The following is an 18125-nucleotide window of genomic DNA, read 5'->3' on the forward strand; positions in this document are numbered from 1 at the left end:
CTTAAGTAAACAAAACTAAATAATCAGGCGAAAAAGCCGCATCTGAACGCGGATTTTTAGTTTGACGTGTAAGCCCAGGTCGGTCGCACAGCCTTCATTGAGTACCAGCACGATAATCAGGGTGGTCGTAAAATGGCTTGACTGTAAACTTTTCCTTATGCGACAAGTGTCCACGTTTTATGGAATGTGGACAGTGGGGCTTTTTGAGTTCATGAAGAGTCAAGATATTTTGCTTCTTTTTAAAATGGCTAGCCTGCACGCGCAGGAGGAGAAGCTATTTGGAAGAATGGAATCGGAGTCAATGGCGGATTTATTTGAAACGCTACTGGAACCCAGTGTGAGCCCATCAATGGTGGCTGGCGATCCGGTGGCGCGCGCATTGGCTGCTCACAATCCTGATCCTGAAGACACGGTTTATCGCGTGCAGGAGCTCGATACCCCCATGGGTGATGCAGACAAGTGGGAGGGGTGGTCGGACGCGGTTCCGTCCCCCCAAGTGTCAAGCTGGATTGAAAGTTACTCCTTGCGTGCACTCTCGGCATCTCTTGGCCTGAGTAAAAGTGAGGTTTCGAACTCAATGGCACGGTGTCGTGAGGCGGGGTTGCTCACCAACGACTACGACACCTCTCTCCCGAAGGTGAATCGCCGAGAGCTCGTGAAAATCACGGAGCATGCCCTCAAATACTTTTACCCGGTAAAACTAGGTGCAATTGTTCGAGGCATTCCCACCGGCTTTGCAGCGCCAGCGCTGTCCAAGAACCTCAAAAGCGCTGGTGGGCTCATTCCAGTTTGGCCTGATGCTTTTGGGAGTGAGCGCGGTCAGGCGATTGAGCCGCTCTACAAAACCGTTCCAGACGCGGTGAAGAAGGACAGGACGCTTTATCATTACTTGGCGCTCGTTGATGCGATCCGCGTTGGTGGACCGAGAGAGTGCGCAGTAGCAGTCAACATACTCAAGGCAGGGATGGGGCTGAAATAAGATGGCATCAAATGCTGACCACAATTACGAGCTGATCGAGTATGTGGCTGAAGGTCTGGGCAAAGATTTATTGGCTGAAGTTGCCTTTGTTGGTGGATGCACGACGGCAATGCTGGTGACCGACACCGCTGTCATGGATGACATCCGGTTTACTGATGATGTTGACTTGGTAATCGAGTTGGCTGGTGTCAGTGCCTGGCAACGCCTCACAGAACGCTTGGCTGCCAAAAAATTCAAAATCACAGGGGAGGACGAGGTCAACTGTCGATTTCGTTTCAACGATGTCATCGTCGACGTGATGCCTTCAGATCCGGCTGTTCTCGGCTATGCGAACCGCTGGTTCGTGGAAGGGCTCGCTCAAGCTGTGAAGTTCGCGCTACCAAGTGGTCTAGAGATACAGATCTTCAAGTCGACTTACTTTCTTGCTACGAAGCTGGAAGCCTTCAGCGGTCGCGGAGAAGGCGATCCTTATCACAAGGATGTCGAGGACATCGTTATCCTGATTGATGGGCGTCCGGAGCTGTTGGAGGAGGTCAGAGGGGCGGAGACTGAATTGTTGCAGTTCATCGCCAAGGGAGTTGGCGACCTGTTTAGGCTCAGTGGCATCGACTATGCGATTCAAAGCTCAGGCTCGGTTCGGGCAAACCCCGCTCGTGGCATGCTCATCCATCAGCGTATGAAGGATCTGAGCCTGCTCGCATGAGATACGAAATCAGATCGGTAAAAGGGCAAGCCCGGGAAGCCAACCATGATTACGCTGGCGCGGTAGTCGATGGCGTCAGAGGGCTGTTTGTTGTCGTGGATGGCACCTCGCATCCAGGTAGTGGCCAATTGGCCCATGGATTTGTGCAAGCAGTGATGGATGCCTACCAGGCCCTTATCAATCAAGGTGTTGAAGATTCTACTCATAGTGCCGTCGAGCAGCTGCTAAGGTCTGTACTTACAGATTTACACACCCCCCTTTTTACCAGGCAGACCGGTACAACAAGCTACCTGGTCGGTGTTGTTTCTCATGGGCAGCTCACCCTTGCATATGAGGGTGACTGCTCATGTGGCTTTGCCAGCGCGGAGGCTGGAATCGAGTGGTTCACACCGCCGCATTGCAAGGCGAACTGGAAGCGTGACCGATCACATCGGGAGCTGGCGCTTGATCCGGCCCGCAATCTGATTACCCGTTGCTATAAGGCCAACCGTTCCCCGGATCCAGATTTTGTTTTCCGTTCAGTGGCTGCAGGCGAACGCCTGGTGTTCGCAACGGATGGCTTTTGGGCGGAGCTGACCGATGCTCGGCAGGATGACGTGCTTGCAGTTCCTGCCATTGAAATCACCGATGTAGACGATGATGTGACTTGGATTGATGTGAAGCTGTAGAACATTGCGAGTTGGCCGGTTTTTTCATTGGTGCGCGCCAGCTGCGTATGAAGTGGCCGAAGGGCTTGAAATGGGGCTGAAGTTATTCCAACTGAAGAGTTCCAGTCGCTCCCCCCCGACCAGACACGAAAAAGCCGCGTATAAACGCGGCTTTCTTGTTTGGTGGGCCCACACGGACTTGAACCGTGGACCAAAGGATTATGAGTCCTCTGCTCTAACCAACTGAGCTATAGGCCCTCAGTAGGCCGCGGATTATAACGACGGTTTCGCTACTGTGCCATCCGAAAAAGCCATTACGGTTGTACGAAGAAACGTCGCGGCAAATTCGTCCGCGGGGAGGGGCAGGCTGACGATGTAGCCCTGGATTTGCTCGCAACCCTCGGCGGCGAGGAATTGCTGTTGCGCCAGGGTCTCGACCCCTTCGGCAATCACGGTGAATTGCATGCTGCGTCCGAGCGCGATGATGGCGCGTACGATCGCCGCATCGTGGGGGTCGTCCGGCAGGCCACGGACGAAGGACTGGTCGATCTTGAGGATGTCCAGCGGCAGACGCTTGAGGTAACTCAAGGACGAGTAACCGGTGCCGAAGTCGTCGATGGCTAATTGCACACCCAGTTGTTTGAGTTGATGCAGCACCGCCAGCGCTTCTTCGGCCTGGCTCATGATGAAGTTTTCGGTGATCTCCAGTTGCAGGAAACCGGGGTTGAGGCCGTTGTCCTTGAGCAACTGTTCGATACGGCCCAGCAGGTTGGGTTGGCGCAATTGGGCGCCGGCCAGGTTGACCGACAGCGGGCCGAGACCCTCGTACAACTGGTGCCATTCGGACATCTGCCGGCAGGCGGTTTCCAGAACCCAGTCACCGATTTGCAGGATCATGCCGTTTTCTTCAGCCAGCGGGATGAAGTGTTCCCTGGGCACGTCGCCAAAGGTCGGATGGCGCCAGCGGATCAGGGCTTCGGCGCCGACCAGGCTGTAGTCGTCGAGGCTGATTTTCGGTTGGTAACACAGGTGCAACTCGTTGCGTTCGATGGCGCGGCGCAGTTCGTGTTCCAGCGCCACGCGTTCACTGGCCTGGGCGGTGAGGTCGCGGGTGTAGCTTTCGACCCGGTTGCGGCCCTTGGCCTTGGAGCAGTACATCGCAGCGTCGGCGTTCTTGATCAGTGTGGCAACGTCGCAGCCATCCCTCGGATAGAGGCTGGTGCCGATACTGGCGCTGATGAAAAACTCGTGTTCGCCGGCCTGGAAGGGGGCGGTGAAACAGTTGAGCAGTTTAGTGGCGATGTGGTCGGCATCGCTGGGTTGCTGCAGGCCCGGCAACAGAATGATGAATTCGTCACCACCCAGGCGCGCCACGGTGTCGATGTCACGCAGCTGCTCCTTGAGGCGTACGGCAATGCCCTTGAGCAGCAAGTCGCCGACCGGGTGGCCGAGGCTGTCGTTGATGTGCTTGAAGCGGTCAAGGTCGAGGAACAACACCGCGCCCTGCTTGCCGTTTTCCTGCTGGTTGTTGAGCGCAGTCAGCAAGCGGCTTTCGAACAGCGTGCGGTTCGGCAAGCCAGTCAGCGGGTCGTGGTGCGCCTGGTAGTCGAGTTTGGCCTGTGCATGCTTGAGGCTGGAAATGTCGGCGAACACCGCGACAAAGTGGGTGATGAACTTGTCGCGGTTGCGCACGGCACTGATGGTCAGCCAGCTCGGATACAGCTCGCCATTCTTGCGTCGATTGGAAATCTCGCCTTGCCAATGACCTTCGGCGGTCAATTGGTGCCACATGGCTGCGTAGAACGCGCTGTCATGCAGGCCCGAAGCGAGCAGGCGCGGCGTATGGCCCAGCGCTTCGTTTTCGCTGTAACCGGTGATTTCGGTGAATGCACGGTTCACCGCACTGATGTGTTGTTGGGTATCGGTGATCAACACGCCTTCGGCGGTGCTTTCGAACACGGTGGCGGCTTGTTGCAGTTTTTCCTGCATCAGGTGCCGCTCGGTGATGTCCCGTGCGATGGTCAGCATGCAGTCCTCATCGCCAATCGGCAGTGGGCGGCTGGACACTTCGCAGAGGCGGATCTGCCCGTCGCTGCGGCGGATATGGCAACTGAAGTCGCGGACAAAACCGTCCCGGTGCAGCAGGTCGAGCATTTGCTTGCGTTCATTGAGGTTGACCCAAATCCCCAGGTCCAGCACCGAACGATCCACCGACATTGCGCTGTTGAACCCGGTGATGCGGCTGAAGCCCTCATTGACCTCCAACAGCAAGCCATCACTTTGCCGCGACAGCAGCAAACCGTCGGGAGAGGCATGGAAGGCCTTGGCGAATTTTTCTTCGGATGTTTGCAGCTGTTGCTGGGTTTCCTTGAGCTGGGTGATGTCCCGCACGACGACCACCAGCGCCGGCGTCATGTCGAGGTTGAACGGTTCGGCGGAGATCAGGCCGGTAAACACCTGGCCGTTGCTGCGACGAAAGGGCATTTCCAGGTTGCGGATGCTGCCGGCCTGCAAACGTTGCAAAAGGCCCGGTCCAACGCCAGGAATGCCCCAGATGTTCAGGTCGGTGGCGGTCTGGCCAATGACGTCCCCGGCCTTGAGGCCAATCTGTTCTTCGAACGCTTCGTTGACTTCCAGCAGGCAACCGTCGCTCAGGCGCGCGATCACTAGAATGTCCGGGCATTGCTGGAACACCGAAGCGAATTTCTGTTCCGACAGGCGTAGCGCTTCTTCGGTGCGCTTGGCGTCGGTGATATCGATCATCAAACCGCGCAACACCGGTTCATGCCCGTGTTCGATCAAACTGACGATATCGCGCACCCAGAGGCAGCGGCCGTCGGCGGTGATCACCCGGTAGTCGAGGCGGTGATCGCGCCCGGCCAGCACTTCGTGATCGCAGAAGGTTTGGGCGCGGGTCAGGTCGGCGGGGTGAATGATGTTGCGCCAGAAGCCCGGAATCAGCCAATGGGACAGGGGATAACCGAGAAGGTCTTCGGCGTGGGGCGATACATAGCTGTAGGTGAAATCGGTGACTTTTGCTTCCCAGGCGATGGCTGACAGGCTCTCCACCAGACCACGGTAGTGGTACTCGCTGCTGCGCAGTTCCTGTTCAAGGTCGACCCGGCGGGCGATTTCCGAACTCAAGCGGCGGTTGATGCGGATAACCACCGCCAGCACGATGGTCAGCAGCAGCAATCCGGGCAGTCCATACACCAACAGGTCATTCCAGAAAGTTCGATGATCGAGGACGTTGCCAACCCAATGCTGCTGAATGGCGCTGATTTCAGCGGGGCTCATGTCCGCCAGGACTTTGTCGAGAATGCCGACCAGCATCTTGTTGTCGCGGGGTACAGCCATGGCCAGTTGATAGCGATAGGGGGTTTCACCGCTGACATACAACCCGTCGAGCTTGAGTTGGCGCAGGCTCCAGACGCTGGAAGCCAGATCGCCCACCACGGCGTCCACTGCGTCGGTGGCCAGCGCCTGTAGCGTCGAGCTGACGTTGGGCATCGCCACCAGGTTCAAGTCGGGATGGTGGCTGCGCAGCAGCTCGTGGGGCGCGTAGTTTTCCACCACGGCGATTTTCAGGCCGTACAGCTCTTGCAGGTTATGTGGCTGGGGGCCCCCGACATGGGCCAGGATGACAATCGGAAAGTCCAGATAGGGGCGGGTGAACGACAGGTATTTCTGGCGTTCAGGGGTCGACATGATGCCCGGCAGCAGGTCCAGTTTGCCCTTTTTGGCTTGTTCCAGGACGGCGGTCCAGCTCGCTGGCTCGATGGGGGTGAGCCGGGTTGCCAGCCTTTTGCGAATAACCTCGATGTAATCCGCAGCAAGGCCCTGGTAGCGGCCCTCATCGTCGCGAAACTCGAAGGGCGGCCACGACGCATCTACACCCAGGCGCAGGTCCGGGTGAGCCGCCAGCCAGCTACGTTCATCGTCAGTGAGAGTCAGAGCGCCAGCCGTTGCGGTCCAGGTCATCAGCGACAGTAAAAAAATCACGGTCGGCAGTCTGGGCATAACGGTCTCGTTATGGCTCGGGGGAATGTTTCGAGTGTAGACGGGCTATAGAGCGTAAGGGGCGTTGCGGGGGGATTTAATCTGCACAAAACAAAACCCCCGGCCTGGGCCGGGGGTTTTGTGATCACTCGTCGAGGAAGGAGCGCAGATGCTCGCTTCTCGTCGGGTGGCGCAGCTTGCGCAGCGCCTTGGCTTCGATCTGACGAATCCGCTCACGGGTCACGTCGAACTGCTTACCAACCTCTTCGAGGGTGTGGTCGGTATTCATGTCGATACCGAAGCGCATGCGCAGTACCTTGGCTTCACGGGCAGTGAGGCCGGACAGCACTTCGCGAGTCGCTTCTTTCAGGCTCTCAACGGTTGCAACATCGATTGGCGACTGCATGGTCGAGTCTTCGATGAAGTCACCCAGATGGGAGTCTTCGTCATCACCGATCGGGGTTTCCATGGAGATCGGCTCTTTAGCGATCTTCAATACCTTGCGGATCTTGTCCTCAGGCATTTCCATGCGTTCGCCCAGCTCTTCCGGGGTCGGTTCGCGACCCATTTCCTGCAGCATCTGCCGGGAAATGCGGTTGAGCTTGTTGATCGTCTCGATCATGTGCACCGGAATACGGATGGTGCGGGCCTGGTCGGCGATCGAGCGAGTGATCGCCTGACGGATCCACCAGGTGGCATAAGTCGAGAACTTGTAGCCGCGACGATATTCGAACTTGTCTACCGCTTTCATCAAGCCGATGTTGCCTTCCTGGATCAGATCGAGGAATTGCAGGCCACGGTTGGTGTACTTCTTGGCGATCGAGATCACCAGACGCAAGTTGGCTTCAACCATCTCTTTCTTCGCGCGGCGGGCCTTGGCCTCACCGATCGACATGCGACGGTTGATGTCCTTGATCTCGGCGATGGTCAAACCGGTTTCGGTTTCCAGCGCGGTCAGCTTCTGCTGGCAACGGACGATGTCCGGCTGCAGACGACCAATGGCTTCAGCGTATTTGCTTTTGCCTTTGGCCAGGGCATCACTCCAGCTTTCGTCGACTTCGTTGCCCGGGAACTGGCGCAGGAAGTCTGCACGCGGCATGCGTGCATCACGAACGCAGAGCTGCATGATTGCGCGCTCTTGCTGACGCAGGCGATCCAGGGCGCTGCGAACACGCTCGACCAGGGCTTCGAATTGCTTCGGCACCAGTTTGATCGGCATGAACAGTTCGGCCAGGGCCAGCAACTCGGCAATCGCTGCCTTGTTGTGACGACCGTGCTTTTTCAGCGCCTTGCGGGTGATCTCCATCTGATCGGCAACAGCGCCAAAACGCTGTGCGGCGATGATCGGATCCGGACCGCTTTCGGCTTCTTCCTCGTCATCCGAGGCTTCACCGTCTTCGTCGTCGGAGTCGTCATCCGCTTTGACGGCTTTCGCGTCAATTGGAGGCGGCACTTCTGCCGCAGGCGGCGCGATGCCGTCGTCCGGGTCGATATAACCGCTCAGGACGTCGGACAGGCGGCCACCTTCGGTGGTGACGCGGGTGTACTCGGAGAGAATATGATCAACCGTGCCAGGGAAGTGCGCGATTGCGCTCATCACTTCACGGATGCCCTCTTCAATACGCTTGGCGATTTCGATTTCGCCTTCACGTGTGAGGAGCTCGACCGTACCCATTTCGCGCATATACATGCGCACCGGGTCGGTAGTGCGACCAATGTCGGTCTCGACCGCAGCCAACGCTGCAGCGGCCTCTTCGGCTGCGGCTTCGTCGGTATCGGCGTCGGCCAGCATAAGGGAATCCTTATCTGGCGCAACCTCGAATACGTTGATCCCCATGTCATTGATCATGCGGATGATGTCTTCCACCTGTTCCGGATCTGAAATATCCTCCGGCAGGTGGTCGTTGACCTCCGCGTAAGTCAGGTAGCCCTGCTCACGACCAAGTGTGATCAACTCTTTGATACGAGACTGCTGTTGCGCTTTTCCGGACATAACACCCTATCCACTGAAGGTCTTGGCGGGCAAAAAACAAGCCGAGGATTATACCTGAGCTATGACCTCACGCGCCAGTTGAGGTCGGGTTTGATGCGGAAACATTGCGACTCAAGAGGTCGCGCAGTTGATTTTTCTCTTCGCTGGTCAATTCACTTTGACGTGCTTTTCTAAGAAGTTGTTCCAGGTTTCGCTCGCGTTGGCGGGCTGACAAGCTAGTAATGGTGTCGAAAAACTGTTGTTCAAGGTTGTCTCCGTCAATCAGCCATTCCTTTTCCGCCAGGGCCTTGAGCAAGCGGCCCTGCTCTGTGCCGTGCCAGCGGGCAATCAGCTGAATTGAGTTTAGCTTGGGATTCTTCTGCACGGCTTCGAGCAGCGCCACCAGCAATTGTGTGTTGGTGTGGTCCTCGGCGGCGAAGTGTCCGGCATCCTCGACTTTTTCGGCCAGTTGCGGGTGATGCAGCAGCGTGCGCAAGGCGGCGAGGGTCGGCGGTTCTACGGCGGCGGGCACCCGTGGCGCGCGGGGTTGATCGCGATCACCGCCCCGTTTGCCATTCTTGTCCCACGGTTTCTTGTCCCATTTCTTGCCTCCTGCACCGGGTTTCTTCGGCGTCCATTCCTGCTGTGGCACATACATTTCCTGTGCCTGCGGCTGATGATAGTCGCTGTAATCGGGCATCGCGTCGTAATCGATGCCCGGGTCGTAAGCCGGTGGTGCTTCTGGCGGGGCGCTTTGTGCCAGCTGGCTCACCGCTTCGCCGCTCAGGCCGGTGATTTCGCTCAGGCGCTGGCGCATCAGGGTGCGCAGGTTGGCGCCCGGGACTTTGTCGATCAACGGCGCGGCGAGGGTGGCCATATGCGCCTTGCCCTCAAGCGAGCGCGGGTCGGCTTCTTCCGTCAATTGCTGGAAGAAATAATCGGCCAGTGGCTGCGCGTGCTGGTTGATGCGTGCGCGGAAGGCATCGGTGCCTTCGGAGCGGACCAGTGTGTCCGGGTCCTCGCCTTCAGGCAGGAACAGAAAGCGCGCGCGGCGACCGTCCTGCAGGCTCGAAAGTGTCGCCTCCAGCGCCCGCCATGCCGCATTGCGGCCGGCCTGGTCGCCGTCGAAGCAGAACAATACGCTGGGCACGACGCGAAACAGCCGCTTGAGGTGTTCCTCGCTGGTGGCGGTGCCCAGGGTCGCGACGGCATTGCGCAGGCCTTGCTGGGCCAGGGCAATGACGTCCATGTAACCCTCGACGACGATGATCTCGTCAAGGTTGCGGTTGGTCTTGCGCGCTTCGTACAGGCCGTAGAGTTCCTGGCCCTTATGGAAAACCGGGGTTTCCGGGGAGTTCAGGTATTTCGGCTTGTCGTCGCCCAATACCCGGCCGCCAAATGCGATCACGCGCCCGCGACTGTCGCGGATCGGGAACATCACGCGGTCGCGGAAGCGGTCGTAACGTTTACCGCTTTCGGCGTTCTCGATCAGCAGGCCAGCATCGATCATGGCTTTTTGTTGCAGGGTATCGCTGCTCAAGTGCTTGAACAGGTTGTCCCAGCCGGGTGGGGCAAAGCCGAGGCCGAAGTCCCGGGCGATTTCGCCGGTCAGCCCGCGACCTTTCAGGTAATCCACGGCCGCCTTGCGCGATGGATGGCTTTTCAGGGCCTGGCGATAAAAGTCGGCGGCAGCGCTGAGCAGCGGATACAGCGGCGAATCGGTCGGCTGCCGCGGTTTGTGCGGGCGGCCGCTTTCTTCGCGGGGGATTTCCATGCCGGCGGCTTTGGCCAGTTCTTCGACAGCCTGGACGAAATCCAGGTTGTCGTGGTCCATGATGAAGCCGAGGGCGTTACCGCCAGCGCCGCAGCCGAAGCAGTAATAGAACTGCTTGTCGGGGCTGACGCTGAACGACGGAGTCTTTTCTTTGTGGAACGGGCAGCAGGCGGTGTGGTTCTTGCCGGCTTTTTTCAGTTGCAGGCGCGAGCTGACCACATCGACGATGTCGGTGCGGTTCAGAAGGTCGTCAATGAAGCTCTGGGGAATTAGCCCGGCCATGGCGTTCTCGTCATCTGCGCTGAAAGGAACCCGAAACGTACGGCGACCGAACGCGGTCATTGTTGGAGGCGCGCAAAGTAAGCGGCTCGACCAGTGTCGTCTGCGTAATCGCTGTCGGGAAGTGTATCTGCCGAAAATCCACTGACGTTAATGCCAATCAGCATTCGACTGTTTGAAAGTATTGCGCTGAATCCGCTGCGGCCAATCATCGGCCCCGGATAGCTCATCATTTGGCACGCAAGCAGGTGCCTTGGGCTGATCGTCGTAAGAGGAATCAGTGGGTGTGCTCGTCAGTAGCCTTGGAAGGCTCGTCAGAAAAGACGTGCACCGCTGGCAAAAGAGCCAGGTCTGACGTGGTGAAGCAGATTTGTCTCGGTCGCGTCTGCGGCTTTGACAGTGAAGCATCAAGCGTTTTCCGCAAATGCCATAAGCCCGGCTGAGGGCCGGGCTTGGCAGAAGCTTGCTACGATCGTCTGTGTATTAGTACAGACGAACGGCGCGGCGCTGTTCGCGCTGAACTTTCTTAGCGTGACGCTTAACAGCGGCTGCTGCTTTGCGCTTACGCTCAGAAGTTGGCTTCTCGTAAAATTCGCGGCTACGAACTTCAGCCAGTACACCGGCTTTTTCGCAGGAGCGCTTGAAACGACGCAGAGCTACGTCGAAGGGTTCGTTCTCTTTTACTTTGACGGCTGGCATCCAGAGCTACCTTCATTCATTACCGGGGTCAACATCCTCGCGGCAAAAGAGCACTTGAAGACGTCGGTTTTTAAGGGTTGCGGATGTTAACCCCTCAACGCTCGGAATGCAAAGCCTCTGATCGAAAACCGCTGGTCGGGGCATCACGCGGCGACTATTATGCGCGCCTTCGAATTCAGCCTAAACAAGGCGCAAACCCATGCTAGTACTGGGATTAGAAACTTCCTGCGACGAAACCGGCGTCGCACTTTACGACAGTGAGCGCGGGCTGCTGGCCGACGCGCTGTTCAGTCAGATCGACCTGCACCGCGCCTATGGCGGCGTGGTGCCGGAGCTGGCCTCGCGCGATCACGTCAAACGCATGCTGCCCTTGATTCGTCAGGTGTTGGCCGAAGGCGGCTGCGTGCCGACCGAGATCGATGCGATCGCCTACACCGCAGGCCCTGGCCTGGTGGGCGCGTTGCTGGTGGGGGCTTCCTGCGCTCAGGCACTGGCCTTTGCCTGGGGCATTCCGGCCCTTGGCGTGCACCACATGGAAGGCCACTTGCTGGCACCGATGCTGGAGTCGCAGCCGCCGGAATTTCCGTTCGTCGCTTTGTTGGTGTCGGGTGGTCATACGCAGCTGGTTCAGGTCGACGGAATTGGTCAATACACGCTCTTGGGCGAGACCCTGGATGACGCTGCCGGCGAAGCCTTCGACAAGACGGCCAAGATGATGGGCCTCAATTATCCGGGCGGACCGGAGATCGCTCGCCTTGCAGAGCAGGGCGTTGCAGGGCGTTTCGTCTTTCCGCGTCCGATGTGTGACCGCCCGGGCCTGGATTTCAGCTTCAGTGGCTTGAAAACCTTTGCGCTGAACACCTGGCAGCAGTGCGTCAGCGCCGGGGACGACGGCGAGCAAGCCCGTTGCGACATCGCGCTGGCGTTCCAGCAGGCCGTGGTGGAGACTTTGACCATCAAGTGCAAGCGTGCCCTGAAAGCCGCCGGCATGAAGCGCCTGGTGATCGCCGGGGGCGTCAGTGCCAACAAGGCGTTGCGCACTTCTCTGGAGAAAATGCTCGGCGATATGAGGGGCGATGTGTTTTATGCCCGTCCGCAGTTCTGCACCGATAACGGCGCGATGATCGCGTTCGCCGGCTGCCAGCGCTTGCAGGCCGGTCAGCAGGAAAGCCTGGCGATCAGCGTGCAGGCGCGCTGGCCGATGGAGCAATTGTCGGCGTTGTGATGAGCGGCGCTCATGTCCGGCAACTAGAAATGCCGTTCGCGCCCGGCAAACAGGTCGCGTAGATTGCCGCGATGACGCCAGACGATCAGCCCGGTGAGCGTGCTCATGGGCAGCAGGGCGACCGGTTCTTGCCAGGCCAGCAAAGGCAGGGTCAGCGGTGTGGCGATGAGGGCGGCCAGAGAGCTGGTGCGGGTCAGGTAGAACGTCAAGAGCCAGGCGCAGACCGCCAGAAGCGCAGCGGGCGGGTACAGTCCCAGCAGCATGCCCGCAGCGGTGGCGACACCCTTGCCGCCGCGAAAGCGGAAGTACAGTGGAAACAGATGGCCAATGACGGCATAGACGCCGATCCAGGCCTGTTCCTGCTGCGAAAGGCCCGCAAGACGAGCAATCAGTACCGGCAGCAGGCCTTTGCAAAGGTCGCCGAGCAAGGTCAGGATGGCGAGTTTCTTGCCGGCCAGGCGCAACATGTTGGTGGCGCCGGCATTGCCCGAGCCACTCATTCGCGGATCGGGGTTACCGGTCAGGCGGCTGAGCAAAATGGCGAAGGACAGAGAGCCGAGCAGGTAGGCGAGGATCGCCAATAACCAAAACATGCTAACTATTCCGGGCGAGGAAGCCCTGATTCTAACGGCGCATTGCGCCCTTGTCGTGTAGCGGAGAGAAGTGCTTGGACAGAGTGTTTATCGAGGGCCTGGAAGTCGACACGGTGATTGGTGCCTACGACTGGGAACGAGGCATCCGACAGTGCTTGCGTCTTGATCTGAGCTTCGCCTGGGACAATCGCCCGGCTGCAGCCGGTGATGACCTGACCCTGGCGCTCGATTACGCCAGCGTTTCCTCGCGCATCCAGGCGTTTGCCGAGCAGGCGCAATTCCAGCTGGTTGAAACCTTTGCCGAGCGCCTGGTTGAAGTGCTGATGAGCGAATTCAAAATCACCTGGATGCGCCTGAAGCTGACCAAGCCCGGTGCCATCCCGGCTGCCACCGGCGGTGTGGGCGTGGAGATCGAGCGCGGATGTCGCTGACTCAGGTGTACCTCGGGCTCGGTAGCAATATCGAGCGTGAAACCCATTTGCAGGCAGGGCTCGATGCTTTGGCGGCGTTCCTTGTCGATATCCGCTGTTCGGCGGTATTCGAAAGCCAGCCAGTGGGCATCAAGAGCGGGCCGTTCTTCAATTTCGTGGTGTCGGCGTATACCGATCTGCCGCTGATGGAGCTCGATCGTCGGTTGAAGTTCATCGAGGCGGATAACGGTCGTTACGCGCCGGATCGACGAGGTTTGCCGCTGGATATCGATGTGTTGTTGTTCGGCGATCTGGTGGGCAACTTCGATGGCCTGATCTTGCCGCGCGCAGAAATTCTGAAGAATGCGTTCGTTCTGTGGCCGTTGTCGTTGATAGCGCCGGATCGAGTACATCCGGGTGCGGGTAAAAGTTTCGCTACATTGTGGGCCGAATCGCAGATCGATCAGACACTGGCGCCGGTGGCGTTTGAGTGGCGTGGCAAGCAATTGACGCCTTCAGATTTGCTGTGATCTGACCGACGCCTTCGCGAGCAAGCCCGCTCCCACAGGTTTGCGCTAACCCTGTGGGAGCGGGCTTGCTCGCGAAGCTTTTCAGGCAGACGCTGCTTCCTTGTAAGCCTTCAGCGCCTTTAGCCGCTCGCGCTTGATCGCCTCTCCCAGCTCCGGTCCCTTGAATCCCTTTTCCAGCAACGGCTGAACCGCCACGCTGCGAGCCGCGGTTGCCGCACCGCGCAGATAATCCGCCTGTGGATAACTTCTTTCTTCCAGCCCTTTGCGCCCACGCGCATCCATCTCGCAGGCCGCAATGAACTCCTCGAACCGCTGTGGCCGGCGGTATACGTCGAAGCTTTGCAGCAATTCCAGCAGCGTCGATGGCTTCAGCTCAAAGGCGCGATGGCCGTGGGTGTGATATTCGCCCACCAGCACTGCCAGTTCCTGGCAGTCTCTCGGTACCTTGAAGCGTTCATTGACCGCTTTGATCAGTTTCAGGCCTTTGAACTCGTGGGCAATGTGTCGTGGCCACTCTTCCTCTGGCGTCAGACCCTTGCCCAGGTCGTGCAGCAGGCACGCCCAGCGCACGGTCAGTGGCTGTTTGTGTATGGCGGTCTGCTGCAACACGCCCAGGGTATGTGCGCCAGTATCGATTTCCGGGTGATGGGCTGGTGGTTGCGGTACACCGAACAGCGCGTCGACCTCCGGCATCAACACCTTGAGTGCGCCGCATGCACGCAATACCTCAACGAACACCTGTGGCTGATCTTCCATCAGGGCGCGGGAAATTTCCTTCCAGCTGCGCTCTGGGGTCAGTGCCTCAAGTTCGCCTGACTCGCTGAGTTGGTGCATCAGCTCCAGGGTTTCCGGGGCAACGGTAAAACCCAGCGCCGCGTAGCGCGCCGCGAAGCGGGCAACACGCAAGACCCTGAGCGGATCTTCGGCAAATGCCGGGGAAACGTGGCGAAGCAGGCGCGCTTCGAGATCGCGCTGGCCGTGGTACGGATCGGTCAGGTTCTGCTGATCGTCTTCGGCCATGGCATTGATGGTCAGGTCGCGACGGATCAGGTCTTCTTCGAGGGTGACTTCAGGGCTGGCGTGAAACGTGAACCCGCCGTAACCGCGTCCGCTTTTGCGCTCGGTTCGGGCGAGGGCGTACTCCTCACCGCTTTTTGGATGAAGGAACACCGGGAAATCCGCGCCCACCGGGCGAAAGCCCTTGGCGAGCATTTCTTCGGTGGTGGCGCCGACCACAACCCAATCGATATCGGTGACCGGTTTGCCCAGCAAGCGATCACGTACCGCACCGCCGACTTTATAAATCCGCATAAAAAACCTCCGTTAGCTCGACAGGATAACCGTTGCGTCGAGCTTTCGGAGGCACAAACCGGATCAAAGATGGATGACGGCCAGGTCCAGCCGACCGTATTCGCCTTCGCTGTGTTCGCTTCTGGGCGGCACATGGTGGGTTTTCATCACTTGATCCCCTTGCAGGGTTTCCAGGTGGATATCGAAGCCCCAGAGGCGGTGCAGGTGTTTGAGCACTTCTTCGGTGGAGTCCCCCAGTGGTTTGCGGTCGTGTTGCTGGTGACGCAGGGTCAGGGAGCGGTCGCCACGCCGGTCGATGCTGTAGATCTGCACGTTGGGTTCGCGGTTGCCGAGGTTGTACTGCGCCGCCAGGGTTTCACGGATGATGCGGTAGCCGCCTTCGTCGTGAATGGCAGGTACCAGCAGGTCGTCCTTCTGGTCGTCATCGAGAATGCTGAACAGCTTCAGGTCGCGGATCACCTTGGGCGACAGGTACTGCAGGATGAAACTCTCATCCTTGAAGCTGCTCATGGCGAACTTGATGGCCGCCAACCAGTCGGTGCCCGCAATGTCCGGGAACCAGCGTCGGTCTTCTTCCGTCGGCTCTTCGCACATGCGCCGGATGTCGCGGTACATGGCAAAACCCAACGTATAAGGGTTGATGCCGCTGTAGTAAGGGCTATCGAAGCCAGGCTGGAATACCACGCTGGTGTGGGATGTCAGGAACTCCATCATGAAGCCGTCGGTGACCAGGCCTTCGTCGTACAGGTCGTTCATCAGGGTGTAGTGCCAGAACGTCGCCCAGCCCTCGTTCATCACTTGGGTCTGGCGCTGTGGATAAAAATACTGGGCGATCTTGCGCACGATGCGCACGATTTCCCGCTGCCATGGCTCCAGCAGCGGTGCATGTTTTTCGATGAAGTAGAGGATGTTTTCCTGAGGTTCGGCGGGGAAGCGTGCATTGTCCTTGTCGCTGAACTTGTCCGCGCCCTTGGGAATGGTTCGCCACAGATCGTTGATCTGTTTCTGCAAATGCTCCTCCCGGTCCTTTTGCCGGCGACGTTCTTCTTCCGCGGAGATCGGATAGGGGCGTTTGTAGCGATCGACACCGTAGTTCATCAACGCATGGCAGGAGTCGAGCAGGTCCTCGACCGCGTCGATACCGTGGCGCTCTTCGCATTGCATGATGTACTGCTTGGCAAACACCAGGTAATCGATGATCGAACTGGCGTCGGTCCAGGTGCGGAACAGGTAGTTGCCTTTGAAAAAGCTGTTGTGCCCGTAGCAGGCATGGGCTACCACCAGCGCCTGCATGCAGATGGTGTTTTCTTCCATCAGGTAGGCGATGCATGGGTCGGAGTTGATCACGATCTCGTACGCCAGACCCATCTGGCCGCGAGTGTAGGATTTTTCAGTGCTGAGAAAATGCTTGCCGTAGGACCAGTGGTGATAACCCAGCGGCATACCGACCGAGGCGTAGGCGTCCATCATCTGCTCGGCGGTGATCACCTCGATCTGGTTGGGGTACGTGTCGAGTGCGTATCGAGCCGCCAGACGACTGATTTCTTTGTCGTACGCCTGGATCAGCTCGAACGTCCATTCGGAGCCGGTGGAAATGGGTTGGCGCTTCTGCTCTTTGGCGGTCATGTCACTAACCTGCGCTGGAAGAGTTCACGGAAGACCGGATAGATATCTCCGGCCGAGACCAGTTGTTGCTGGGCAAACGTGTCGGAAAAGGCTTCGGCGATGCGCTCGTACTCGAACCACAGGGCCTGGTGCTCGCGCGGGGTGATCTCAACGTAAGTGTAGTACTGGACGAATGGCATGATCTGGTTGATCAGGATGTCGCGGCAGATCGGAGAGTCGTCGTTCCAGTTGTCACCGTCGGATGCCTGGGCGGCGTAGATGTTCCACTCATTGCTCGGATAACGCTCGGCCATGATCTCCTGCATCAGTTTCAAGGCGCTGGAGACGATGGTGCCGCCGGTTTCCCGGGAGTAGAAAAACTCCTCTTCATCCACTTCGCGGGCGCTGGTGTGATGTCGGATGAACACGACGTCGATCTTTTCGTAGTTCCGCTTGAGAAACAGGTACAGCAGGATAAAGAAGCGTTTGGCGATGTCTTTGGTCGCCTGGGTCATCGAACCGGACACGTCCATCAGGCAGAACATCACGGCCTTGGAGCTGGGGTTGGGTTGCTTGATGAGCAGGTTGTACTTGAGGTCGAACGTGTCGAGAAACGGCACGCGGTGAATGCGCGCGCTGAGTTTTTCGATTTCTGCCTCGATTTCCTGAATATCGCCGAAGTTGTCTGGTTCTTCCTGCTTGAGTCGCAGAAGTTCTTCTTTGGCCTCGCGCAGTTTTGCCCGGCTGCTGCCGGACAGGGCGATTCGCCGGGCGTGGGCTGAACGCAGGGTCCGGATGATGTTGATCCGCGACGGGTTGCCCTCGTTGCTGATCCCGGCTCGAACAGTCTTGAAGGTGTCTGTGCCGGTCAGGTTGCGCTTGACCAGGTTTGGCAGTTCGAGGTCCTCGAACATGAATTCGAGGAATTCTTCCTGGGTGATCTGGAAGACGAATTCGTCCATCCCTTCGCCGGAATTGCTGGCCTTGCCGGGGCCCCGACCGCCACCACCTCCCGGTGGACGGGCGATATGTTCGCCGCTGGTGAATTCCTTGTTGCCCGGGTGCACGACCGTCTGCTTGCCGCCGCGGCCGTGATGAAGCACCGGCTCGTCGATGTCGCGGCCGGGAATGCTGATTTGTTCGCCGTGTTCCATATCGGTAATGGAGCGCCGGCTGACCGCCTCTTCGACAGCCTTTTTGATGTGATCACGGTAGCGCCGCAGAAACCGCTGGCGGTTCACCGTGCTCTTGTTCTTGCCATTGAGACGTCGGTCGATCACATAGCTCATGACTGCTCCTTAGAAGCTGTCCTGAAAGGGGCGAGCGGTGATACAGCATCGAACCGAGAGCCGAGGGGTATTGAACGCTCCCCCAAGCGCTTTGGATGCTGCCTGAACTC

The 18125-nt window shown here is 58.5% G+C and carries 14 protein-coding genes and 1 tRNA gene; 6 read left to right on the forward strand and 9 right to left on the reverse strand.

The features are described 5' to 3' along the window. The first annotated feature begins 184 nt into the window (after positions 1–184). The 3 genes from ABIA48_RS17310 to ABIA48_RS17320 are packed head-to-tail and all read left to right on the forward strand — an operon-like array spanning position 185 to position 2350. Positions 185–979: a MarR family transcriptional regulator gene (locus tag ABIA48_RS17310; protein ID WP_429492880.1), complete on the forward strand. Its 795-nt coding sequence runs from the start codon at positions 185–187 to the stop codon at positions 977–979. Position 980: 1 nt separating this feature from the next. Continuing rightward, on the forward strand, positions 981–1682 hold the full coding sequence (locus ABIA48_RS17315; protein ID WP_429490206.1) for a hypothetical protein: 702 nt from the start codon (positions 981–983) through the stop codon (positions 1680–1682). Further along, positions 1679–2350 carry a serine/threonine protein phosphatase gene (locus ABIA48_RS17320; protein WP_429490208.1) on the forward strand — a complete coding sequence of 224 codons (672 nt, stop codon included), beginning with the start codon at positions 1679–1681 and terminating at the stop codon, positions 2348–2350. Before ABIA48_RS17315 ends, ABIA48_RS17320 begins: the two co-directional genes overlap by 4 nt. A gap of 160 nt (positions 2351–2510) precedes the next feature. Here ABIA48_RS17320 and ABIA48_RS17325 read toward each other — a convergent pair. The 5 genes from ABIA48_RS17325 to rpsU form a co-directional block, all read right to left on the reverse strand. Further along, positions 2511–2587: transfer RNA gene (locus ABIA48_RS17325), tRNA-Ile, on the reverse strand. Between the two features lie 15 nt (positions 2588–2602). Further along, complete coding sequence (locus ABIA48_RS17330) at positions 2603–6349, reverse strand: bifunctional diguanylate cyclase/phosphodiesterase (RefSeq protein WP_429490210.1); 3747 nt, start codon at positions 6347–6349, stop codon at positions 2603–2605. Positions 6350–6473: 124 nt separating this feature from the next. Then, positions 6474–8321 carry an RNA polymerase sigma factor RpoD gene (rpoD, locus tag ABIA48_RS17335; protein WP_007982638.1) on the reverse strand — a complete coding sequence of 616 codons (1848 nt, stop codon included), beginning with the start codon at positions 8319–8321 and terminating at the stop codon, positions 6474–6476. Between the two features lie 67 nt (positions 8322–8388). After that, entirely contained in the window at positions 8389–10356 is a 1968-nt protein-coding gene (gene dnaG, locus ABIA48_RS17340) for a DNA primase (protein WP_103396766.1), read from the reverse strand. 480 nt (positions 10357–10836) lie between these two features. Beyond that, a complete protein-coding gene (rpsU, locus tag ABIA48_RS17345; protein ID WP_002551877.1) occupies positions 10837–11052 on the reverse strand; it encodes a 30S ribosomal protein S21 in 216 nt (71 codons plus the stop codon). A gap of 199 nt (positions 11053–11251) precedes the next feature. On the opposite strand from rpsU, the gene tsaD reads away from it, so the two are divergent. Further along, positions 11252–12277: a tRNA (adenosine(37)-N6)-threonylcarbamoyltransferase complex transferase subunit TsaD gene (tsaD, locus tag ABIA48_RS17350; RefSeq protein WP_429490213.1), complete on the forward strand. Its 1026-nt coding sequence runs from the start codon at positions 11252–11254 to the stop codon at positions 12275–12277. Between the two features lie 23 nt (positions 12278–12300). Here the strand turns inward: tsaD and plsY are convergent, their stop codons facing one another. Then, the gene (gene plsY / locus ABIA48_RS17355) at positions 12301–12870 is read right to left on the reverse strand and encodes a glycerol-3-phosphate 1-O-acyltransferase PlsY (RefSeq protein WP_223548388.1); all 570 of its coding nucleotides are present in this window, start codon (positions 12868–12870) and stop codon (positions 12301–12303) included. Positions 12871–12944: 74 nt separating this feature from the next. Between plsY and folB the strand changes: the two genes are divergently transcribed. Both folB and folK read left to right on the forward strand, forming a co-directional pair. Continuing rightward, the gene (gene folB / locus ABIA48_RS17360; RefSeq protein ID WP_008017405.1) at positions 12945–13301 is read left to right on the forward strand and encodes a dihydroneopterin aldolase; all 357 of its coding nucleotides are present in this window, start codon (positions 12945–12947) and stop codon (positions 13299–13301) included. Beyond that, the gene (folK, locus tag ABIA48_RS17365; protein WP_429490214.1) at positions 13292–13810 is read left to right on the forward strand and encodes a 2-amino-4-hydroxy-6-hydroxymethyldihydropteridine diphosphokinase; all 519 of its coding nucleotides are present in this window, start codon (positions 13292–13294) and stop codon (positions 13808–13810) included. The genes folB and folK overlap by 10 nt, the downstream gene beginning before the upstream one ends. 81 nt (positions 13811–13891) lie before the next feature. Here the strand turns inward: folK and ABIA48_RS17370 are convergent, their stop codons facing one another. The 3 genes from ABIA48_RS17370 to ABIA48_RS17380 form a co-directional block, all read right to left on the reverse strand. Beyond that, positions 13892–15121, reverse strand: coding sequence for a multifunctional CCA addition/repair protein (locus ABIA48_RS17370; RefSeq protein ID WP_429490216.1), 1230 nt, complete (start codon positions 15119–15121; stop codon positions 13892–13894). A gap of 63 nt (positions 15122–15184) precedes the next feature. Next, complete coding sequence (locus ABIA48_RS17375; protein ID WP_007982651.1) at positions 15185–16747, reverse strand: SpoVR family protein; 1563 nt, start codon at positions 16745–16747, stop codon at positions 15185–15187. Beyond that, a complete protein-coding gene (locus ABIA48_RS17380) occupies positions 16744–18015 on the reverse strand; it encodes a YeaH/YhbH family protein (protein ID WP_429490218.1) in 1272 nt (423 codons plus the stop codon). The genes ABIA48_RS17375 and ABIA48_RS17380 overlap by 4 nt, the downstream gene beginning before the upstream one ends. Between the last annotated feature and the right edge of the window lie 110 nt (positions 18016–18125).

The organism is Pseudomonas sp. S30_BP2TU TE3576 (assembly GCF_050436025.1).
Lineage (GTDB): Bacteria > Pseudomonadota > Gammaproteobacteria > Pseudomonadales > Pseudomonadaceae > Aquipseudomonas.